Source organism: Mixta mediterraneensis (assembly GCF_030283135.1).
In the GTDB taxonomy this organism is placed as follows: domain Bacteria; phylum Pseudomonadota; class Gammaproteobacteria; order Enterobacterales; family Enterobacteriaceae; genus Pantoea; species Pantoea mediterraneensis.
Genome location: NZ_JASUAZ010000028.1, coordinates 1 through 20,728 on the forward strand (window position 1 = coordinate 1; position 20,728 = coordinate 20,728).

Sequence of the window (20,728 nt, forward strand, 5' to 3'; positions counted from 1 at the left end):
GCTATCGACTGAAACAGAAACGAAAGGCAGGGATTATCGCGGAAGCTAATCCTGAGTAAAACGGTGGATCAATATTAAACCGTTGGTGGTGATGGTAAGCGGATCACTTTTTACCCGTTGTTGACAGCAATGCCCGAGCAGTGCATCCTGGTGGACGAATCGCTGACGACTGGACGCGAGTCAATCGGATTGACTGTCGGGGCACGACCGCATGACCTTATAAACAATCTGGGAGGGTCCATTGGCTACGCTACGCCCCTGGCGACAGGGGCCGCATTAGCCTGCCCGGATCGCCGCGTATTCTGCATGGTGGGTGATGGCAGTGCGATGTACACCATTCAGTCGTTGTGGACACAAGCTCGGGAGAGCCTGAACGTCACCACGATTATTTTCGCAAACAATAGCTACGCCATTCTTAAAGCTGAGTACGCCAATATGGGAGCCGGCACGCCTGGTGAGCGCGCGCTGTCGATGATCAATATTGGCGACCCCAAAATTGACTGGCTGGCCATGGCTAAAAGCATGGGTGTGCCTGGTGTCGCGGTAGATACTGCGGAAGGTTTCTACCAGGCCATGGTCAACTCGACCCGCGAGCCTGGACCTTGCCTGATTGAAGTCAGACTCTAAACGATTCACATACGAAAGGAGACGCTTATGGCGCTGACCCTGCGTACAAATCTGGCCGATTATCCGGTCACAAAAGCCATGAAAGACGGGCGAGTCACATCCGATCTGGTCGCACTCGACTATTGCGGCCCCAGGCCGGCACATAATGGCTTCAAAGCGATGGTACGAGAGAACCAGTTCGATGCGGGCGAGCTTGCCATTGTGACCTTCTTGCAGGCCAAAGCTTATGGCAAGCCCTACGTGCTGCTACCTGCACCGATTTCAGGTCGCTTCCAGCACCATTGTGCCGGATTCAATAGTGAATTCGGGCACCTCGACCCTAAGGATATTGAAGGCAAAAAGGTGGGCGTACGCACCTATTCCCAGACTACCGCGCTGTGGATTCGCGGCGTGTTGCGCCACGAGTACGGTGTCGATCTTGATAAAGTAACATGGATGACGCTCGGTGATGGTCATCTCGCTGAGTACCATGATCCGGTTAACTGTGTTCGTCTGCCTGCCGGGTCGAATATTCCGCAGATGATGCTTGATGGTCAGTTGGATGCGGCCCTGTTGGGTGAGGACATGCCTAAAGATCCACGCGTACGCACGCTTGTGCCCGATGCGCATAACGCCGCCAAATCCTGGTATAAACGTGAAGGGTTCGTCCCCATCAATCATATGTTTGTCGTGCATCAGAATATTTCGAAGCAACATCCTGAGGCTGTGCGGGAGATCTACCGCATGATTGCTGAAAGTCGTGCGCTTACTGAAGGCGGAGCACCTGAAGTCTTTCCGCCAATGGGCCTGGAGGCCAACCGTCAGTGTCTGCAGACGGCGATTGACTGGGCACTGGATCAGAAAATCATTCCCCGCGCGCTGTCGATTGACGAACTGTTCGACGATGTAACGGGCAGCCTGGGATGAATGCCGCCATCTGGCATATTTTCATCACTATCCAGGCCCCGGACGGAGACTTCCTGCGGAGGTCCCGTCCGGGTTAATGTCATGTCCCAGCACTTAAAAACACTTAACCTTCGTCATTTGCGAATGGTGCAGGCTGTGGGCAGAATGGGCGGAGTGAGCAGCGCTTCACGCGAACTTTTTGCCTCACAGCCCTCTGTCACCCAGGCGCTGGCTAAATTTGAGGCACAGCTTGGTATCCGGATTTTTCAGCGCTGCGCCACGGGATGCTACCCAACGAAAAAAGGTCAGCATTACCTGCTGCGAATTGACTGTTTTCTTAAGATACTGGACGACGCGATAACACATATCCTGCAACCAACCGGGAGGAAAGATCGTAATGTGCAGCAGATTAGTCGACTGCTGACAGGTACACAACTGCGCGCACTCATTGCCATTAGTGACCAGGCTCAGGTGCATGAAAATGCCCGCCTGGGCTTGTCGCTGGCGACGCTCCTGCGTTCCGTTCGCACGCTCGAACGTACTCTTGCTACGCCATTGCTTACACGTTGTGAGGAGGGATTAGTCACAACCCGCTCCGGCAGTTACCTCGCGGATGAATTCAGGCGCGCGGTACGGCAAATTGAGCTCGCGCATGAAGCTATGATCGTCACGCAAGATGCCAGCCCTGAAATCACAGTGGGAATCTTGCCCATGGCAGGATCACAGATACTGGCTGAGACGCTGCAAAAATTCAGGGCTTCTCACCCTTCCGTCAGGGTAAGGCTTATATCAGGCGAATATCACAAACTATTCTCAGACTTATTCAGCAACCGAATCGATATGATATTCGGAACGTTGCGTATGGATGATGAGACGGGGTATGTCAGCCGGGAAATTCTGTTTCGCGACAGCTACTGTTTAGTGACGAGGCCAGACCATCCCTTAACCCGCTATAAGAAAATTGTGCCTGCTGAACTGGCCCATTTTCCATGGGTGGGATCGCCTTCGGGTACGCCAGAGCGCACCCGAATCGATGCGCTCTTCAATGGCTCACAGACGCGCCCGGACTTTTACCTCGAAACCACATCGCAGACGTTAAGTCGGGAATTACTGCTGAGTTCTGACATGATGACTTTAATGTCACGATCCGCAGCCCAGGATGATATTAACCACGGTATTCTGAGTGCCCTTCACTGTTCTTTCCTGGACGATGTTCAGCTCAAAGGCGTGCTGACCCGCTGTGACTGGCTGCCGCCGCCTGTACATCGTGCTTTCCTTCAGGAATTGCGCACAGTGACTGCACGGCGACATCCCGTGCAGCCTATGGGAATAAGGGTGCGGCCCAAAGATCCTCTCCTCACGTAACCAGTCGTTTTGCTGCCGCTCTGGCCACCGACATGTCTGCCACTGCTGAAAAAGGTAGCTTTTGCCTGATGCTGCCTAAGTCAATGTAGATTTGCTGCTGATAATCAATATCGCTCTCAGTCAGCGACAGGTCACTGGAATAGGGGCGTTGCTCCTGGATGAAGTTCCAGACTGCCTGAGCCGACGCTTCGTTGAACTTTTTCGCGGCGCGCCGGCGTGCTTCAAAGAAGGCGTCATGCGCGGCTGGCGACATCAGATAGTTGTAGAGCGCGCCATACGCAGCCATCACGGCAACCATTCCCTCGTGTTTGTCTCTCAGAGCTGCATCGGAGGCATAGGCAGTCTGAAACGTGTATTTTGGCAGCGACTGCCACATATTACCTTCGCTGATTACTGTGAGGCCGTCCCTGTTATTCAGATGAGAAATACTTGCACAGCAGGCATCGGCCTCGCCTTTTACTACCGCCTGATAACATGCATTATTGCTCCCCTTATTGACGAAGTTCACCTGTGAGGCGTCAATACCCTTTTCTTTCAAGAGCTCCAGCATCAGCACATGTAACAGCCCCATCGGCGGGCCGACCGCGACTGTTTTGCCGTTAAGGTGGTGAAGCGTAGTGATGTTGTTATTTTTCGTATAAACCGTCAGCGCACTTTTTTTCATACCTGCACCAACAATGCTGACCCTGGCTCCCTGCGCGATCTGCGTCAGCAGCCCGTTATAACCCGATGTCATGCAGAGATCCGCAGCGCCTTGGGTAATGGCTTCGAAGGGACCGGCTGTGCCATGTGCTTCAACGATCTGCACATCAGCATCGAATTGCTTAAAATATTCCTGCTGATTCATCAAGGCGGTTAGCGTGGCATTCTCCAGCCCTGGATTTACTGCAATCCTGATCCGGGTAGCCGCAGCGCGTGCGATGAAAGGTGGTACAGTTCCAGCTAAAGTAAAACCGAGCCCGAGAAGCGCAGAGTTACGCAGAAACTGGCGGCGCTGGCGGTTAATCGTTTGAGCCATCGGCAATCTTCCCCTTTAGTTATCGCTGCGTTATTAACTTGCTGAGATATAACGTCAATTTTTAAGGCTATTACCCAGCGACCAAAGAAGCCAATTCAAAAACGCCCCATAGAGATTGAATTTCTTACCAGCGGATGATTGCCAAACCAGTACCCGGATGCAAAACGAAAAAAGGACTCCGTTTGAGTAACGGAGTCCGGCAATATCACATTTGCGGCTTGCGTTAAAAATTTCGCTACACTAAACCCGTCGCGTAATAAAGACCGATAATGAAAAATGCGCCGAGGATTTTAAACAATGTAATGCCGAGGATGGGCTTATAGGCCTGACGGTGCGTCAGTCCGGTTACGGCGAGCAGGGTGATTATCGCCCCGTTGTGCGGCAGCGTATCCATTCCCCCCGCCGCCATAGACGCGACGCGGTGCATCACTTCCAGCGGGATCCCCGCCGCATGGGCAGACTCAATAAAACGATCGGCCATTGCCGCCAGCGCAATACTCATTCCGCCCGAAGAAGAACCCGTGATCCCGGAGAGAATATTGATAGTGAGGGCCTGATTAATGAGCGGATTCGGAATAGCTTTTAGCGCATCAGCGACCTGTACGAACTCCGGCAGCGCGGCGATAACGCCACCAAAACAATATTCAGATGCGGTATTTAACGAGGCAAGCATTGCCCCACCGACCGCCACCTTGCTGCCATCCGCCAGCTTGCCTTTCAAACTGCGCCAGGCGAACAAAAAGATCGTGACAATGCCGCACAACAGCGCCGCCATCACGGCCCAGATAGCGACCATCTTTTTCACATCGCTCTCCAGCGGTGCTTTCAGTCCCGGAAGGTCAATCAGGAAATGTCCACCGTAGCTTTGCGGAATCAGCCAGGTAAAAATCAGGTTGGCAACGCCCACCACAATCAGCGGTAGCAGCGCGATAAAGGGATGCGGCAAATTCAGGTCTGTCGGGGTTTCCGGCTCATTCACCAGGTTAGCACCGTAGCCCTCCCCGTTACGCTGCGCTTTACGCCGCATAATTTCGAGGTAGAGCCAGCCACCTATCGCCACAAAGGCAGAACCGAGAACGCCCAGCCAGGGCGCTGCCCAAGACGTCGTACCGTAAAACGTCGTTGGAATGATGTTCTGGATCTGCGGCGATCCCGGCAGTGCATCCATAGTAAAGGTAAACGCCCCCAGCGCGATGGTCGCGGGCATCAGACGCTTTGGTATCTGACTCTGGCGGAACATTTCAGCGGCAAAAGGATAGACCGCAAAGACCACCACAAACAGCGACACACCGCCGTAGGTCAACAAGGCGCAAACCAGGATAATTACCGGCATCGCTTTATTCTGACCCATTAAACGGGTCACGGCGCTGACAATTGAGCGCGAGAAGCCGGAGAATTCAATCAGCTTACCGAAAACAGCGCCGAGTAAGAACACTGGAAAATAGAGCTTCACAAACCCTACCAGTTTATCCATAAAAATATCGCTGAAAACGGGTGCGACCGCCGCAGGCTGCGTCAACAGAACGGCGCCGAGCGCGACCAGGGGGGCAAAGAGGATGACGCTGTAGCCACGATAAGCGGCTAACATCAGCAATCCTAACGCCAGTAAGGCAATCAGTACATCCATAGGACTATCCATCAGCATGGCTGTCATCTTTCTCCCTGTTATATGACAGCCAGTGTTATATAGAGGTGCTTCTCCTGCCCCCCGATTCAGTCTTTAGTGATTACTCAGGAATACCGGCATAAGGCACATCTTTATGGCCATAGCGGCGCACGCGAATGTTGGCCTGTTCGCCGTGTCCGGAAAAACCTTCCAGTGCGCACAGGCGCGAGCAATACTCGCCAACCTGCGCCGAGGCGGCGTCAGTAAGGACCTTCTGGTAAGTACAGGTTTTGATAAACTTACCGACCCACAAACCACCGGTATAGCGGGCGGCTTTGCGCGTCGGCAGGGTGTGGTTTGTGCCAATAACTTTGTCGCCATACGCCACGTTGGTACGCGGGCCAAGAAATAGCGCGCCGAAGTTCTGCATATGCGTCAGGAACCAGTCCGGATCTTCAGTCATCACCTGCACATGCTCAAACGCCAACTCATTGGCAATTTTCAGCATCTCTTCTTTATCTTGCGCGACAATCACTTCGCCGAAATTTGCCCATGACTTGCGGGCAATCTCTGCGGTGGGCAGCTTCTCCAGCAAACGCTCAATTTCTGCCAGGGTTTCCCGCGCCAGCGTCTCAGAAGTGGTCAGCAGGATAGCGGGAGAATCCGGGCCGTGTTCCGCCTGACCCAGCAGGTCGGTCGCACAGATTTCGCCATCTATGCTCTCATCAGCGATCACCAGGGTTTCGGTAGGACCAGCAAACAGGTCGATACCGACGCGACCAAATAGCTGGCGCTTAGCCTCAGCGACAAAGGCATTCCCCGGCCCCACCAGCATATCGACCGGAGCGATACTTTCCGTTCCTACCGCCATCGCAGCAACGGCCTGGATGCCGCCCAGACAATAAATTTCATCCGCACCGGCCATATGCTGCGCCACTACAATAGCTGGAGCGGGTTTACCGTTAAACGGCGGCGCGCAGGTGACAACACGCGGTACTCCGGCGACCTTCGCCGTAATGATCGACATATGCGCCGAGGCTAAGAGCGGATATTTCCCACCAGGGACGTAGCAACCCGCTGCGCTCACCGGAATATTTTTATGACCCAGGATAACGCCCGGTAAGGTCTCAACTTCAATATCTTTCAGGCTGTCACGCTGATGCTGAGCGAAATTACGCACCTGTTCCTGTGCAAAGCGAATATCAGCAATATCGCGCTCTGAAAGTTGCGCATAGCAGTCATCAATCTCTTGCTGCGACAGACGAAAATCCTCTCTGTCGAGCTTGTCGAACTTAATCGATAGCTCGCGTACCGCCGCATCACCACGCGCTTCAATATCCGCCAGAATTTTTTCCACCGTTTCACGAACAGAACGATCGTGGGATTTAACCGCTTCAGATTCCGCACCGTGTTTGAGCCAGATAGCCATAACTTGCCTCACTATGGTTTTAATAAAATGTTAATGCATTCGAATTCACTTCTATCCTGACGTGAATAAAATGTGATGAAAAGTGATAATGCATTCGAATGCAACAGAGATCGCAAAATTAGTGACACCCGGTCAGATACACGCATAATGACGGGATATTTGTCAGGGGGAGACAAGCATGGCAGGTTTACACAAACGGGCGATTACCAGTTACGACGTGGCTAAAGCGGCGGGCGTTTCACAGTCTGCGGTTTCCAGAGCGTTTACCGAGGGGGCGAAAATATCACCGGTCACGAAAGAGAAAGTGCGTAAGATCGCTGCAGAATTGGGCTATCGTCCCAGTTTTATTGCCCGGTCGCTGATTACCCGCCACTCAAATCTGATTGGTTTGGTGGTGCCGGGGCTGGTAAATCCTTTTTATTCCGCCGTCCTTGATGAGCTATCGCATAAGCTCAACCTGATGGGATATCGGGTACTGCTGTTTTCGATGTATCGCGACGACGATACCACGCCAATCATGGAAGAAATCCTGCGTCATCGCGTTGAAGCTCTTATATTGGTTTCCAGCAGCCTCTCTTCACACTTCGCGCAGGAGTGCCAGCAGCTTGGGCTACCGGTATTGCTGCTCAACCGCAAAAATGACAGTCAGTCCGTCTCCAGCGTTACCAGCGACAACTTTGCCGGAGGGGCGGCCATTGCCGATTTCCTGCTGGATGCAGGCCACCAGCAGCTGGCGTTTATCGCCGGAAGAGACACCTCATCAACCAGCCGCGACCGGGAAACCGGCTTTCGTCAACGACTGGAGGAGCGAGGCGCCAGAACGCCGTTGCGCGATAGCGGAATATGGTCAATAGAGGAGGCGATGAATGCAACCCGTCGATTGATGGCACTGCCGAATCCGCCAGATGCGCTGTTTTGCGCCAACGATATGATGGCCATCGCGGCGTTAAACGTGGTGGCGGGCGAACTGGGCATGCAGCCGGGCCGTGATATTTCCGTTGTCGGTTTTGACAATATCGCAATGGCTGGCTGGCCGCTCATTAATCTTACAACCTGGGTGCAACCGCTGTCGGAAATGGTTGAAACTGCGATTGTGGTGTTAAAAAACCAGCTGGAGGCTGCAGAAGCCCTGCCCGTGCAGCACGTGTTGAAAGGTGAACTCATTATCCGAGGGAGCACCTGTTCACCATGACAACACAAGCAAAAAAGCTGGCGGATCTGGTAAGCGCATTGATAAATTCATTTCAGGAAGAATATTCAAATATATGTCAGACGATTTACATTGATGAATCTGGAAATGCAAAACAGGATGTTAAGCAACGCGTTACTGACAGTAAGCAGACAATCAATATGCAGTGATTAAACACAATCTCTCCATTGACTGGATTACAACACTGAATAGTGACAGCGTTACGATAAAGGATATGAAACTACCCTTTGTCTATTTTATCGATGCAATGACAAGAGAATTAACGCTAAATACATTTTGGAATGTGGCTGAAGATTTTCAGTTTTTTTAATGGAGGAAAGTGTCTAAATCGGATGGTTATGGTGATTATTTTTTAATCAGTATCGATAAAAAACTTAAAATTCATTAAATTAAGTTGATTTTCTTAAGGAGGGGTAATTTAAAGAATATTTTTAATTAATATTACGTTGCTTATTTACTATTGAGGATTAGTGGGAAGTTGCCAGTCTACTTTGGTATTTTTATAAGAAGGTTGTTAAATGAAAAACTGTCATATAAATAAAAACCCCTGATGTATTAAATATAATTTCCTGAAGATAAAAGTTAACCTAATGATTAACTTTATCCCGCCCTTGCATTACAAATTAAATAACTGTCACCTTGAATTAATTTACCCTCCAGCTGTTTCCAGCCAGGCACTTGATTATTCCCTTAAGTTAAACAAGATCCCTCCGGTTCGTTACCAAAATTAACTTAGCGAGGTTACCGTTTAAGATGTTTTAACATTATCAATAGGGATTAAAGAGCTAATATTTACGTAATAAGGATTATACGATGCTCTCTATTGATCCCAGCAACAGCCACTCCCCTCCCTCTTCTTAACATCTCTCGACCATAATAACTTTATATAATTGCACTTATATAAAGTCATAATCACTCACTAAAGCCGCTATCGCAGGGATTTGCATACGCTCCTACCCCTCAACAGGGTCAAATTAGTGAACAAGCCATAAGAAAGTTATTCGCCGCAACGAAATGCGGTTATTTCTTCAACATTATAAATGGCGCTGCTACGTGAATTCTGACGGGTTTCACCCTGCTCTTTTCTCAGAATTCACGTAGCGTTGCCTAAACCAACTGGGCACGTTCTGGATGCGCTGCGCCGCCGCGTAACCTGTCAGAATCAGACTATCTTATTGACCAACAAAGAATTTATGTTGTTACAGCTCTTGATGCGCCGCGAAGGCGAAGTGCTGTCGCGCATAATGATTGCGTCGCAGATCTGGGACATGAACTTTGACAGTGATACTAACGTTGTGGATGTCGCTATTAAGCGACTGCGAGCCAAAGTGGATCGCGCCTTTGAGGTGAAACTGATTCATACCGTACGTGGCATTGGCTACGTTTGTGAAGTACGCAATGATTAATGTGAAAAAGCGCCAGCCCGTAGCAAAAGGGACGATCTCCCTGACGTTGCGGGCGACATTACTGTTTGCGTTTATTGCCTCCCTGGTGATCAGCAGCGTCGGGTTTTATCTCTATTATTCGATGGGTAAAAAGCTGATGCGTCGTGCTGATTACCAGGTCAGCGGACGCGTTCAGTATTTCCGCCATCTGCTGGCGAATGAATTCCCTTTATCTCAACTGAGTCACAACCCCGGTCTGTTTGAAAATATGCTCGGCAATGAGCGAGATATTCTGACCTTCCGTCTGGCAGGCCAGCCGCCATTGATTAACGTAAAGCCTGCACAGTTGATATTACCGTCAGTGGCGCCTGTGCCTGACGGTCAGCCGCTGACCCTGGAAACGGTACATCATCTGATAGCACCTAATGGTACGCCAGTGCGTTTTGCTCGCACAGAAGTGCAGATTAAGGATGGGAGAAAGGACGAAATTACCGGCGAGCATTTCATGACCGAAGAGTCTCGCCTGCTGGAAACGTTCCGCTGGAAAATTACTGGCGCCGTGCTTTTTGCTTATTTACTGATCGCCACGCTCGGCTATCTGGTGCTCCGCCGGGGATTAAGACCGCTGCGCAAGATGGCGCAGGAGGCGACAAAAATCCATCCATCCAGCCTTTCCACCCGACTCAGCACGGAAAATGCGCCCAGAGAACTCAAGCAACTTATTATCTCTTTCAACGATATGCTGGAAAGGCTGGCGGAAGGCTATCAGCGTCTGACGCAATTTTCAGCTGACCTGGCGCATGAAATCCGTACCCCGATGGGGGCGCTGATGGGGGCGCTGTATCAGCCACGTTCGGTAGAAGAGTATAAAACCTTACTGGCAAATAATAGGGAAGTGCTGGAACGTATTTCGCGCCTGGTGGAAAACATCCTGTTCCTGGCCAGAGCGTCCGATGCCCGCTCAGTTTTAACCATCGCCAGAATTGATGTCTCCTCTGAAATTACCCGCGTTCAGGAATATTTCGAAGGCCTGGCCGAAGAGCGGCAAATGATTCTGGACTGTGAAGTTAAAGGAATTGTGTATGCTGATGCCATGCTGTTCCAGCGTGCTATCAGCAATTTAGTCGCCAATGCGGTGCGCTACGGGCGCGAAGGCAGCACTATTACGATTAGCGCGCAGCCGCAGGCGAAAGGCATAGATATTCATGTGACCAGCCAGGGCAACCCCGTGCCGCCAGAAATGCTGGATAAACTGTTCGATCGCTTCTACCGAGCCGACCTATCGCGCAGTGAAGGGAACAGTTCCAGCGGCCTCGGATTATCCATCGTTCAGGCTATTATGGTGTTACACCAAGGCAGTGTTCAGGTAACGAGTTCGGACCAGGGAGAGACCCGGTTCACGTTGTCATTTCCCCGAACGAGATCTGATCCTGATTACCGGTTTTCTTAATGAATGCGGAATATCCATAAAAAATCATAAATATCAAGTGGATAATATGTTGATGGTGTTCAGAGTCTCACAGACACCAGCCAGGCTGGCCTGGACCCAGAGGGGTCTGATCGATGGCATATCCCGGTGCCATGAAGAAAACTAATCGAGTGGCGGTAATGACAGGTTCACGGACTGGACAGACGGTTCCCTTCCGCCTCACCGATTTATTTTGTCTGAATGCTAAATGCTTAAATTACAACGAAGTGTGATATTGCGCTTCGATAAGTAACTTATGCCGTGCTGGTGAATGTGCTCACGTGCACGGCGAAATACACGCTGTATTTACGTACCGGATATCACATGAACCGGTGTACACACAGAATGGATTTAAGTTCCTGATGTCAACAACGGGTAAAAAGTGATCCGCTTACCATCACCACCAACGGTTTAATATTGATCCACCGTTTTACTCAGGATTAGCTTCCGCGATAATCCCTGCCTTTCGTTTCTGTTTCAGTCGATAGCTCTCTCCTTTTATTTGAACAACGTGTGAGTGGTGTAAGATCCGGTCCAGCATCGCGGATGTCAGCGCTGCATCCCCGGCGAACGTCTGATCCCACTGCCCGAACGGCAGGTTGGATGTCAGGATCATCGCGCTCTTTTCGTAACGTTTGGCGATGACCTGGAAGAACAGCTTTGCCTCTTCCTGACTGAACGGCAGATAGCCTATTTCATCAATGATGAGTAGCTTCGGCGCCATTACGCCACGGTGAAGCGTTGTTTTATAGCGGCCCTGACGTTGCGCTGTTGACAACTGAAGCAACAGATCCGCCGCCGTTGTGAAGCGAACCTTGATACCTGCCCGTACCGCTTCATAGCCCATTGCTATTGCCAGATGCGTTTTTCCCACACCGGATGGCCCCAGCAACACGATGTTTTCGTTGCGCTCTATGAAGCTCAGCGAACGCAGCGACTGGATTTGCTTCTGCGGGGCGCCGGTGGCGAAGGTGAAGTCATACTCCTCGAACGTTTTCACCGCCGGGAAGGCCGCCATCCGGGTATACATCGCCTGTTTACGCTGATGGCGGGCCAGTTTTTCCTCATGAAGCAGATGCTCCAGGAAGTCCATATAGCTCCATTCCTGAGCCACAGCCTGTTGCGACAGCGCCGGCGCAGCGCTGATAAGACTGTCCAGTTGCAGTTGTTCGGCGAGGACCATCAGCCGTTGATGTTGAAGCTCGACCATTATGCGGCTCCTCTGCAGAACGTGTCATAGATGGACAGCGGGTGATGCAGTGGCTGCCTGTCGAAGGTCACCAGGCTTTCGTCTACCTGTACGTCATATTGTTTTTTCTCCGGTGGCAGGGCCAGCATGGACTGCTGTTCCTCGATCCAGCGATCGCAGGGGCGGGTCTGGATAGTTTCATGTTTCCGCTGGTTAGCGACATCATGCAGCCAGCGCAGGCCGTAGCGGTTGGCTGTTTCAACATCGACGGTGATCCCCAACGGACGCAGGCGCGTCATTAGCGGGATGTAGAAGCTGTTGCGGGTGTACTGCACCATCCGCTCCACTTTGCCTTTAGTCTGTGCCCTGAAGGGGCGGCACAGCCGCGGAGAGAAGCCCATCTCTTTGCCGAACTGCCACAAGGATGGATGGAACCGGTGCTGACCGGTCTGGTAAGCATCACGCTGCAGCACGACTGTTTTCATATTGTCGTACAGCACTTCCTGCGGCACACCGCCGAAGAAGCTGAACGCATTACGGTGACAGGTTTCCAGCGTGTCATAGCGCATGTTATCAGTGAACTCGATGTACAACATTCTGCTGTACCCCAGAACGGCAACGAACACGTGAAGCGGTGATTTGCCGTTACGCATGGTGCCCCAGTCAACCTGCATCTGCCGTCCGGGCTCAGTTTCGAAGCGAACAACGGGCTCTTGCTCCTGAGGGATGAAGAGTGAACGTATGAACTCTCTCAGGATGGTCATGCCACCACGGTAGCCTTGCTCTGTGATCTCACGGGCGATAACTGTCGCCGGGATTTTATAAGGGTGGGCATTGGTGATGCGCTGACGAATATAGTCCCGGTATTCATCCAGAAGTGAAGACGATGTGGTACGCGGTGAATACCGGGGCTTATCTGATTTGGCGTTCAGGTGCCGCCGGACAGTGTTGCGTGAAAGGCCGAGTTCCTTTGCAATGGCCCGGATGCTCATTCCCCGCTTGTGCAGGACTTTAATTTCCATACGAATCTCAAAAGTGATCATAAGCTCCCCTGTATTCAGAGGAACAGATTAACCCCTGGATCAGTTTTCAACCGTTGGGGTGGATCAGTTTTGCACCGTTGGTAACAATTGCCGCAGCCAGCGCATGGGCGATGCTTGTGGGATTGAGTGTGCCAGACGGGGTAGGTGTCTCGATACGCGTCTGGGTCTTCGCGGTAATGCCACTAGCCCCGAGTTCCTGTAACAGCATGTCAAAGGCCAGCTCGCTGTCCTCGTCAGCTTCGACGAGCTCATGCACCTGCGTTCCTTCGGCCTTTAGCAGACTCGGTTTGTCTGGATAAGCAAAGAACGCCACCGGCTCCCGGGTTTCAACCGTGATGATGTGCCTGAATTCCTTCAGAAAATCTATCGCCTGCGGAACGGCGTAGGGAATGCGCGCAATGGGAACGAAGCCAGCGCCGCGTTCGATACGAGCGGTAAAGAACTGCGAACCTAACTGAGCGCCAGTGGCTGCGGCAATACGCCCAGCCTTTTCCAGCGCCGCACCGCGTGTCGCCTTGTTGGCGAGAATAATAAGAGTGGGTTCCCCTGAGCGAAGCACCCGTGCGACATGCTCAATACGTTCGCTACGCGGCGCTTTGCGGCTGACGGGGGAAGAGGGCGGTAGCACCAGAGACGTTCTCGCTTGCTGCCACGACGTATCCCCCGGCAAAATCAGTGTGGCGATTTGTCCCGGCTGCCCCCCTGCTTTTGATACGGCCTGCGCCGTATCCCAGGCAATAGAATCTGCCGATTCAGCGCGTCGCACCCAGTGACTCAGAGGACGTGCCAGACCCTCAATGTCAGACGTCAGCGGCGGATCATATTTAAGGTGTGATGCTGAATGCTCACCGATGATGTTGACCATGCCCGATGAGGCGCGCCTGGCATTATGAATATTGGCAAGACCATTAGCCAGACCCGGCCCCAGATGCAGAAGTGTCGAGGCGGGTTTGTCCTTCATGCGATACCAGCCGTCAGCCGCACCGGTAGCAACGCCTTCAAACAGACACAGCACGCTGCGCATCTTCGGATTGTTACCCAGTGCCGCAAGAAAATGCATCTCTGACGTTCCGGGGTTGGCGAAGCAAATATCCACTTCGCGATCAACCAGCGTTGCAACAAGACTTTCTGCTCCGTTCATCGCCTCAGTACCCCGCCATTTCACGAGACTGACCCACCACACCATAAGAGCGTTTTGGTGCTGAGAGCAGTAAGCGGTAGCCTTCGTCCAGCAGACGGCGATGGTTATTCGTCGTCACATGCGGATTGCCGACGACAACGTTGTGCTTCTGGCAGGTTTCGACGATGCGGCGCATCGCGTCCTGGACTTCCGGGTGCTCATACTGACGCGGGAAGCCCAGTTCCTGGCTCAGATCACCTTCGCCGATAAGGATGAAGCCGATACCGGGAACATTGGCAAGTATATCGTCCAGGTTCTCGATAGCCTGAGTGTTCTCACACATCAGGCCAACCAGAATCTCGCCTTGTGGCGCCAGCGGCCAGACATCTGCCTTCTGGTAATATTCGGCCATCGACAGCCCCCAGTAACGCGCGGCATTGGCAGGGCCGTCGCCGCGTACGCCTTTCGGCTCGTAAAGCGGTGCATTTTTCGGACGAGCATAGCGGCAGGCGGCGACTGCGTTGTAAGCCTGTTCCACCGTGGCTACATGGGGCCAGACCACGCCATAGCAGCCGCGATCCAGAACCTGCTTGGCAAAACTTTGATTCAGCTCAACGCCATTGGCCGGGATGCGGGCGATCGGTGTCACCTGTGGCGCAACCGAGCCAGACTCAACGATTTGCTTACGGCTCAGCATGTATTGCAGCGCATCGCCGAGCGCACTGACATCGTATGGGTTGTGCTCCATCTCATAGACGATGCCGTCATACGGGGAGTCGCTCATCTCGATGGCAGTCTGCTTGTCCAGTTTGGCAAAGGCCATATAGGCAGGCTTACCTGATTCAAAGGCACGAATAATGCTGTTGAGACGTGTAGCGGTCATATTTACTTCCTCATAAAATGGGTTCTGCCTCAGCGCAATGCCGGGTACAAATTTTGCGCGGTCTTGCCGAAAACCCAGACGCGCTCCTCTTCACTCAGGCAGGCCAGGCCTTGTTGCGCTGTCGTCAGAATGTCCTTAAGCGTGCCTGGCGAAGTAGGGAAATTTGACCCCCATGCCATGCGCTGCGCGCCAAACGCCTCGGCTACGCGGGGAAAGAAAGTATCAGCGCTTGCTCTGTTCTTCTCTACGTCGCCAAAGATGCGCGGCGTTAGCTTCAGGTAGATGTTCGGCAGGTCAGCCAGCGCGAACAAGCTGGCGGCATTTTTATACGGGGGACCATCAAGAACGTCTGGGCGTCCGAGGTGGTCAAGGATGATTTTCACATCGGGAAAGGTTTCAGCCAGCATGCGCACCTGCGGCAGGCCGATTGGGCCTGTCTGAATACATATGGGCAGCCCTAATTCAGCCAGCACCTCCCAGGCTTTAAAGGCCCTGGGGTTCTCAAGTTCGCTGGGGTCAAAATCCTTTGTCGATCCCCCGGTGAAGATGCGCAGACCGGCCAGCCCTTTACCGACCCAGCTTTTGATTACTGCGGGCACATCGTCGGCCAGCATATCCACTGAACCCACAGCCACCAGTCGATCCTTGTACTGGTTACAGCCGTCGGTAACATAGCTGTTGTCGAACCCGTATGTCGTTGAAGAGTGCACCACGGCGGCTTTGGCGACGCCAGCCTCGTTCATGGCGGCGATCAGAGCCTCGACGGTGTTTGGCCGTTCCTGTGACCAGTCCGAACGCTTACCGAACAGCGGCGCTGGCGGGTAGCGTTTCTCGTCGTCCGCGATGATATGCGGATGAATATCGATGATGTCCATGTTTTGCTCCTGCCTTATTTGCCCTGGGCTTTCAGATAGTTATCGAGACGCGGATAAACGCGCCGTACGTTGCCTTCGAAAATGGCGTGGCGATCTTCATCAGACAGTGCCGTACATGCATCGAGATAGCGTTTGGTGTCGTCAAAGTAGTGGCCGGTGTCTGGATCTTTACCGCGTACTGCACCGATCATTTCCGAGCCAAATAACACGTTGCTGGTTGGCACGACTTTGGTCAGCAGCTCTACCCCTGGGTGGTGGTAAACACAGGTATCAAAGAAGATATTGTCCAGTAGTCCTTCCAGCGGACGTTTAGCCATCTCTAACGACATGCCGCGATAACGCCCCCAGTGATAGGGAACCGCACCGCCACCATGCGGGATCACGAGGCGTAACGTCGGGAAGTCTTTGAACAGATCACCCTGCAACAGCTGCATAAAAACGGAGGTATCGGCGTTCAGGTAATGGGCTCCCGTACCGTGATGGCAGGGGTTGCATGACGCGGCAACATGAATCATGGCGGGTACATCGAGATCGCACAGCGCCTCGAACAGTGGATACCACTCGCGGTCAGTCATCGGCTTACCGGTCCAGTAACCGCCACTTGGGTCAGGGTTCAGGTTACAGCCAACGAAGCCCATCTCCTCGATGCAGCGTCGTAGTTCCGGCACGGCATTTTTGGGCGGTGCCAGCGGCGACTGCGGAAGCTGACAGACTGGAACGAAATTGTCGGGATAAAGATCGCAGACACGACGCACAAGATTATTGGACACTTCAGCCCATTCCAGGCTGGTGCGTTCATTACCTAAGTGATGGCTCATCAAACCAGCAATCGGTGAAAACAGGGTAAGGTCGCCGCCGCGTTCTTGCTGTAGCCGCAGCTGGCCATTACCGATCCCCTCGCGAATCTGGTCGTCAGTCACGTGAGCACCAGCAAGTGGTGGTGCGTTAACCGGATCATCCGCGAATTCAATCTGTTTCGCGCGCCAGTCCCGGAAGGAAGCAGGGACGGTGGTAAAATGACCATGGCAATCAATAATCATAATCTGCTCCAGTAAATTCAGGCCTGGGGATCCACGAACAGTTCGCTCATAGACATACGGCGCGGTGTCAGCCCCTGCTTGTATGCAGTGGTTTCCAGCGCTTCGATAGTTTTACGGTTCGCTTCGATGCCATAGGGCAGCGGGTCGTGGCCGACGATTTTGCGCAGTTCAAGGTATTTTTGGTCGGTTTTGCTGTTGGCTTCGCCAGCGTCAAGTTGGGCGAGATACGCTTTTTTAGCCTTGTCGAAGGCGTCATAGATAGATTTGGCAACCCAGGGATGTTCGGCAAGTACGGAGTCTTTGACGACGATGGTGCCGTGCATCGGGTAAACACCCGTACGTGCGTAATACTCAGCCTCCACTTCGGCCGCATTCGGAAAGAGGTCTGGATAGCTGGCTTCCACTTCCTTCCAGCCATCTGTTGGATTACCTGTACGGCCAATGCCTGCGTTTGCACCGAAACCCGCAGCCAGTTCGCCGTCAGCCATCATCTCGGCTAAGGGACGGGAGGCATGAATGACGTTTGGCGGCAGTTTGAGCTGCGTAACATGTTCCTCGTCGTCAACAACCCAGGTCACCTTACTGGAATCAAGCCCATATTCGTCAATCAGTACCTGGCGGGTCCATACGCCGGTGGTCACAGAGTAAGCGCGTACACCGACTTTTTTGCCTTCCAGATCTTTCGGATGCTGGATATTGGCGTCTGGCCGAACCAGCAGACCAGCGTGATGGAAGCGGCGTACGACAAAGATGGGCAGGGCGACGAAGGGCGCGCCATAGGCTCGGGCGATAATGTAAGTGGTTGGGGCGATTTCGCAGACGTCGAATTCAACATCACGCACCATACGTCTAAACGCAGCGATTTGTGGCTTAACGGTAATGAATTCGGCATCCACGCCTTCAATGGGAATGGCACCGCTACGAATCGCGGCAGTATGCGGATGATCGGCGATAGCAATCTTAAGATGAACTGACATGTATCTTTCCTTAGTGGGGATGTTGTCAAACTACGCATTGCAGATTTGCGAAACGGCCCTCTTACTTTATTTGGCCGCCACTTATTGATTCTGGATCGCATTTTTATGCTGCCCGCTGGATAGCCAACAGTCGATTGAGTAAAAAAGAGTTAGGCTTAACGAAATGGTAAAAATGCTGAGGACATAACATGGCAGAATTTGACTGGTATCTGCAGGTCAATCTGAAGGCGCGGCACTTGCGCCTGCTTGTGGCAATCGACACGTACCGCAATCTGACCCAGGTAGCCGAGATCACGCATGTGACCGTACCTGCCGTGTCAAAATCACTGGCCGAACTTGAGCGCGGGCTTGGCCTCACACTGTTTTCACGCACCATGCAGGGCGTAATGCCGACCCCCTACGGCGAGTGCCTGATTCGTCACGCACGAGCTATGCTGGCTATCCTGCATCAAGCCCGTGACGAGCTAAAAACCCTGAGTTCGGGGGCCGAGGGGAAGGTTCGTATTGGTATGTTGCCTGCTTCAGCCTCAGCATTGCTGCCACAGGCACTGAGTATTCTGAAACAGAAGTCGCCGGGTACCAACGTAACAGTGCTTGAAGGCACAACGGAGTCGCTGCTGCCTCAACTCTGGCAGGGACAGCTTGATTTGATCGTAGGCCGCCTGCCCGCCCCAGACACGCTCAGCAGTTTTGATGAGCAGGAACTTCTCGAAGAACCGGTAGTGTTAATGACGGGCCGCCACCATCCGCTGGCCCGCAGTAAAAGCCTGAAATGGTCAGACCTTGCGGCTTATCCCTGGATATTACCGCCGCCCGGCTCTATTTTGCGCGATCCTCTGGAGCGGGTACTTGAAGCGAATAACGTGCCTCTGTCCAATAATTATATCGAAACCCTCTCAATTCATGTTGTGCGCGCTCATTTGCAGATTTCTGATTTTATTGCAGTAATGGCAGGTTCCATCGCCAAAGATTTCGCTCAGCCGCTTCATACACTTCCCCTTAGTTTGCCAAGACTGGTTCGTCCGGCCGGTATGCTATGGAATCGCAACCGTGGCCTGACGCCAAGTGCAAAGCTCATGGTGTCGTGTCTGGAAGACGCTGCCCGACAACTGACGGCAGAACTCAGCACCGCATCGCACCAGACGTTCGCTGCGACCGAGTCTGTTCTCGCCTCTACGGACATGCGTTAAAGCGCGACGCTGCCCGTTCTCACGTCAACAAACTGCTTTCTTGCTGGGGTGTGATTAACCCCGGCCGCCTCCCTTTACACAGCGATATTCCTCCTCCCGCCATGCTATCACTTCAGGGTTAACCATTTACTCAAAGCAACAGTCGCTTTTCTCAATGGACACTTGGTTAACGCAAAGACAACATCTGGACAACGGAGAAAAAACATTTCAGTGACCTGTTCAACCGGAAAGTTTGCTGGGTTACGCAGGAAATTGCGGCTTAGCAACGCGGACAGATCGGCCAGACTTCAGGAAGTTGGTGGCCTATTCCTGACCAATAAAATGATGATTAGGAGACAGAGGCTATGGGTATTTCACGCCAGGGAGCATTGCTCAGTTTTGCGCTCACAGCGGCGACATGTGCTACCGCACCCGCTTTTGGCCAGTCAGTTGAAGAGTTCTACCACGGTAAAGTGCTCACTCTGCTCGTCAGTGCCGACGCCGGGACGCCGACGGATACGTTTGCGCGCCAGTTTGCGCGTTTTTATTCAACACATATTCCCGGTCATCCTATACCGGTGGTGCAGAACGTTGTCGGCGCAGGAGGGATGGTCGCAGCCGCCTCGCTTCAGTCTTCGCAACCTAAAGACGGCACCGTGGTCGGCTTCCTGCAACGCAATAACCTCTACACGCCATTGCTGGAACCGCATCAGAGCAACTTTGATCCCAGGCAGCTTACATGGCTGGGTAGCCTCGACAAAGTCAGTTATTCCCTGGTCGCGATGTCCCGTACCGGGGTAACCACGGCAGATGATCTCTTCAGGAAGACGCTGTTCATTGGTGCGACCGGTTTCTCAAGCGAGAATCGGGTGCTGCCAGCGGTGCTCAATGAGTATGCCAACACCAAACTGAAGATCGTTTCGGGCTATACGGGGCGTAGCGAGGTCTATCTGGCGATGCAGCGCGGTGAGGTTGATGGCTGGACCTCGACGCTTGATGGGCTTGAAGCGGGGGAACCGGCGCGAATGCTCGCGGATGGCCGGATGAAAGTCATTTTACAGCTGGGCTGGAAAAGCGATCCTGCTTTCCCTGATGTGCCAAATCTAAGCGCCTATATCACTAATCCGGATGCCAAAGCGTTGCTCAATTTTTTCCTTGCTCCGTTTGAAGCGGGTCGGCCCATTGCGGTACCGAAAGGGGTACCACAGGATCGCCTGGATGCCTTGCGCAAGGCTTTTGCTGAGACGATGAAGGATCCCGAATTCACCCGCGCGATGACAGCGGCAGGCTTTCCGATTGAAGCCATTGACGGTAAGGAGGTGGAGAACATTATCAGTACGCTTTATGCCACACCTGATGCTGTGCTTAAGAAAGCACGTCAGTTTCATAGTCGTTAATTCTTACCCTACATAGAGTCTGTAAAGCTCCGCTGATGGCCC

General features: G+C 52.8%; 17 protein-coding genes and 2 pseudogenes. 9 read left to right on the plus strand and 10 right to left on the minus strand.

Annotation, left to right across the window (positions count from 1 at the left end):
* The first annotated feature begins 150 nt into the window (after positions 1–150).
* The 3 genes from QRY16_RS15200 (at position 151) to QRY16_RS15210 (ending at position 2,877) form a co-directional block, all read left to right on the plus strand.
* On the plus strand, positions 151–627 hold the full coding sequence (locus QRY16_RS15200) for a thiamine pyrophosphate-dependent enzyme (protein ID WP_289777195.1): 477 nt from the start codon (positions 151–153) through the stop codon (positions 625–627).
* A gap of 78 nt (positions 628–705) precedes the next feature.
* Positions 706–1,533, plus strand: a complete 828-nt coding sequence (locus QRY16_RS15205; protein WP_289777196.1) for a substrate-binding domain-containing protein — start codon at positions 706–708, stop codon at positions 1,531–1,533.
* 81 nt (positions 1,534–1,614) lie between these two features.
* The gene (locus tag QRY16_RS15210) at positions 1,615–2,877 is read left to right on the plus strand and encodes a LysR substrate-binding domain-containing protein (protein ID WP_289777197.1); all 1,263 of its coding nucleotides are present in this window, start codon (positions 1,615–1,617) and stop codon (positions 2,875–2,877) included.
* Here QRY16_RS15210 and QRY16_RS15215 read toward each other — a convergent pair.
* From QRY16_RS15215 to hisD, 3 genes and pseudogenes are all read right to left on the minus strand, one after another.
* Entirely contained in the window at positions 2,870–3,895 is a 1,026-nt protein-coding gene (locus QRY16_RS15215; RefSeq protein WP_289777198.1) for an ABC transporter substrate-binding protein, read from the minus strand. The two genes, QRY16_RS15210 and QRY16_RS15215, sit on opposite strands and share 8 nt — an antisense overlap.
* Before the next feature lie 1,261 nt (positions 3,896–5,156).
* Positions 5,157–5,522 (minus strand): annotated as a pseudogene (locus QRY16_RS22325) (GntP family permease); the annotation flags it as partial.
* Between the two features lie 100 nt (positions 5,523–5,622).
* Positions 5,623–6,930, minus strand: a complete 1,308-nt coding sequence (hisD, locus tag QRY16_RS15225; RefSeq protein WP_289777199.1) for a histidinol dehydrogenase — start codon at positions 6,928–6,930, stop codon at positions 5,623–5,625.
* A 178-nt stretch (positions 6,931–7,108) separates the two neighbouring features.
* Here hisD and QRY16_RS15230 point away from each other — a divergent pair, with 178 nt between their 5' ends.
* The 4 genes and pseudogenes from QRY16_RS15230 (at position 7,109) to QRY16_RS15245 (ending at position 10,975) form a co-directional block, all read left to right on the plus strand.
* Positions 7,109–8,122, plus strand: coding sequence for a LacI family DNA-binding transcriptional regulator (locus QRY16_RS15230; protein WP_289777200.1), 1,014 nt, complete (start codon positions 7,109–7,111; stop codon positions 8,120–8,122).
* Positions 8,119–8,289: a hypothetical protein gene (locus QRY16_RS15235; protein WP_289777201.1), complete on the plus strand. Its 171-nt coding sequence runs from the start codon at positions 8,119–8,121 to the stop codon at positions 8,287–8,289. Before QRY16_RS15230 ends, QRY16_RS15235 begins: the two co-directional genes overlap by 4 nt.
* A gap of 978 nt (positions 8,290–9,267) precedes the next feature.
* Positions 9,268–9,546 (plus strand): annotated as a pseudogene (locus QRY16_RS15240) (winged helix-turn-helix domain-containing protein); the annotation flags it as partial.
* Positions 9,539–10,975 carry a heavy metal sensor histidine kinase gene (locus QRY16_RS15245; protein ID WP_289777202.1) on the plus strand — a complete coding sequence of 479 codons (1,437 nt, stop codon included), beginning with the start codon at positions 9,539–9,541 and terminating at the stop codon, positions 10,973–10,975. The pseudogene QRY16_RS15240 and the gene QRY16_RS15245, both read left to right, overlap by 8 nt.
* Before the next feature lie 448 nt (positions 10,976–11,423).
* Here the strand turns inward: QRY16_RS15245 and istB are convergent, their stop codons facing one another.
* Genes istB through QRY16_RS15280 form a run of 7 tightly spaced genes read right to left on the minus strand, consistent with a single transcriptional unit; the run spans position 11,424 to position 18,120 of the window.
* The gene (gene istB, locus QRY16_RS15250) at positions 11,424–12,203 is read right to left on the minus strand and encodes an IS21-like element ISSen3 family helper ATPase IstB (protein WP_289777203.1); all 780 of its coding nucleotides are present in this window, start codon (positions 12,201–12,203) and stop codon (positions 11,424–11,426) included.
* Positions 12,203–13,225 carry an IS21 family transposase gene (gene istA, locus QRY16_RS15255; protein WP_289777204.1) on the minus strand — a complete coding sequence of 341 codons (1,023 nt, stop codon included), beginning with the start codon at positions 13,223–13,225 and terminating at the stop codon, positions 12,203–12,205. Before istA ends, istB begins: the two co-directional genes overlap by 1 nt.
* 46 nt (positions 13,226–13,271) lie before the next feature.
* The gene (locus QRY16_RS15260) at positions 13,272–14,366 is read right to left on the minus strand and encodes an acetolactate synthase large subunit (RefSeq protein WP_289777205.1); all 1,095 of its coding nucleotides are present in this window, start codon (positions 14,364–14,366) and stop codon (positions 13,272–13,274) included.
* Between the two features lie 4 nt (positions 14,367–14,370).
* Positions 14,371–15,228 carry an HpcH/HpaI aldolase family protein gene (locus QRY16_RS15265; protein ID WP_289777206.1) on the minus strand — a complete coding sequence of 286 codons (858 nt, stop codon included), beginning with the start codon at positions 15,226–15,228 and terminating at the stop codon, positions 14,371–14,373.
* A gap of 29 nt (positions 15,229–15,257) precedes the next feature.
* Positions 15,258–16,103, minus strand: a complete 846-nt coding sequence (locus QRY16_RS15270) for an amidohydrolase family protein (protein WP_289777207.1) — start codon at positions 16,101–16,103, stop codon at positions 15,258–15,260.
* Between the two features lie 14 nt (positions 16,104–16,117).
* Entirely contained in the window at positions 16,118–17,143 is a 1,026-nt protein-coding gene (locus QRY16_RS15275) for an amidohydrolase family protein (RefSeq protein WP_289777208.1), read from the minus strand.
* Positions 17,144–17,160: 17 nt separating this feature from the next.
* Entirely contained in the window at positions 17,161–18,120 is a 960-nt protein-coding gene (locus QRY16_RS15280; protein ID WP_289777209.1) for an ABC transporter substrate-binding protein, read from the minus strand.
* Positions 18,121–18,308: 188 nt separating this feature from the next.
* Here QRY16_RS15280 and QRY16_RS15285 point away from each other — a divergent pair, with 188 nt between their 5' ends.
* Both QRY16_RS15285 and QRY16_RS15290 read left to right on the plus strand, forming a co-directional pair.
* Complete coding sequence (locus QRY16_RS15285; protein ID WP_289777210.1) at positions 18,309–19,310, plus strand: LysR substrate-binding domain-containing protein; 1,002 nt, start codon at positions 18,309–18,311, stop codon at positions 19,308–19,310.
* 344 nt (positions 19,311–19,654) lie between these two features.
* Positions 19,655–20,686 carry a Bug family tripartite tricarboxylate transporter substrate binding protein gene (locus QRY16_RS15290; protein ID WP_289777211.1) on the plus strand — a complete coding sequence of 344 codons (1,032 nt, stop codon included), beginning with the start codon at positions 19,655–19,657 and terminating at the stop codon, positions 20,684–20,686.
* Positions 20,687–20,728: the final 42 nt, after the last annotated feature.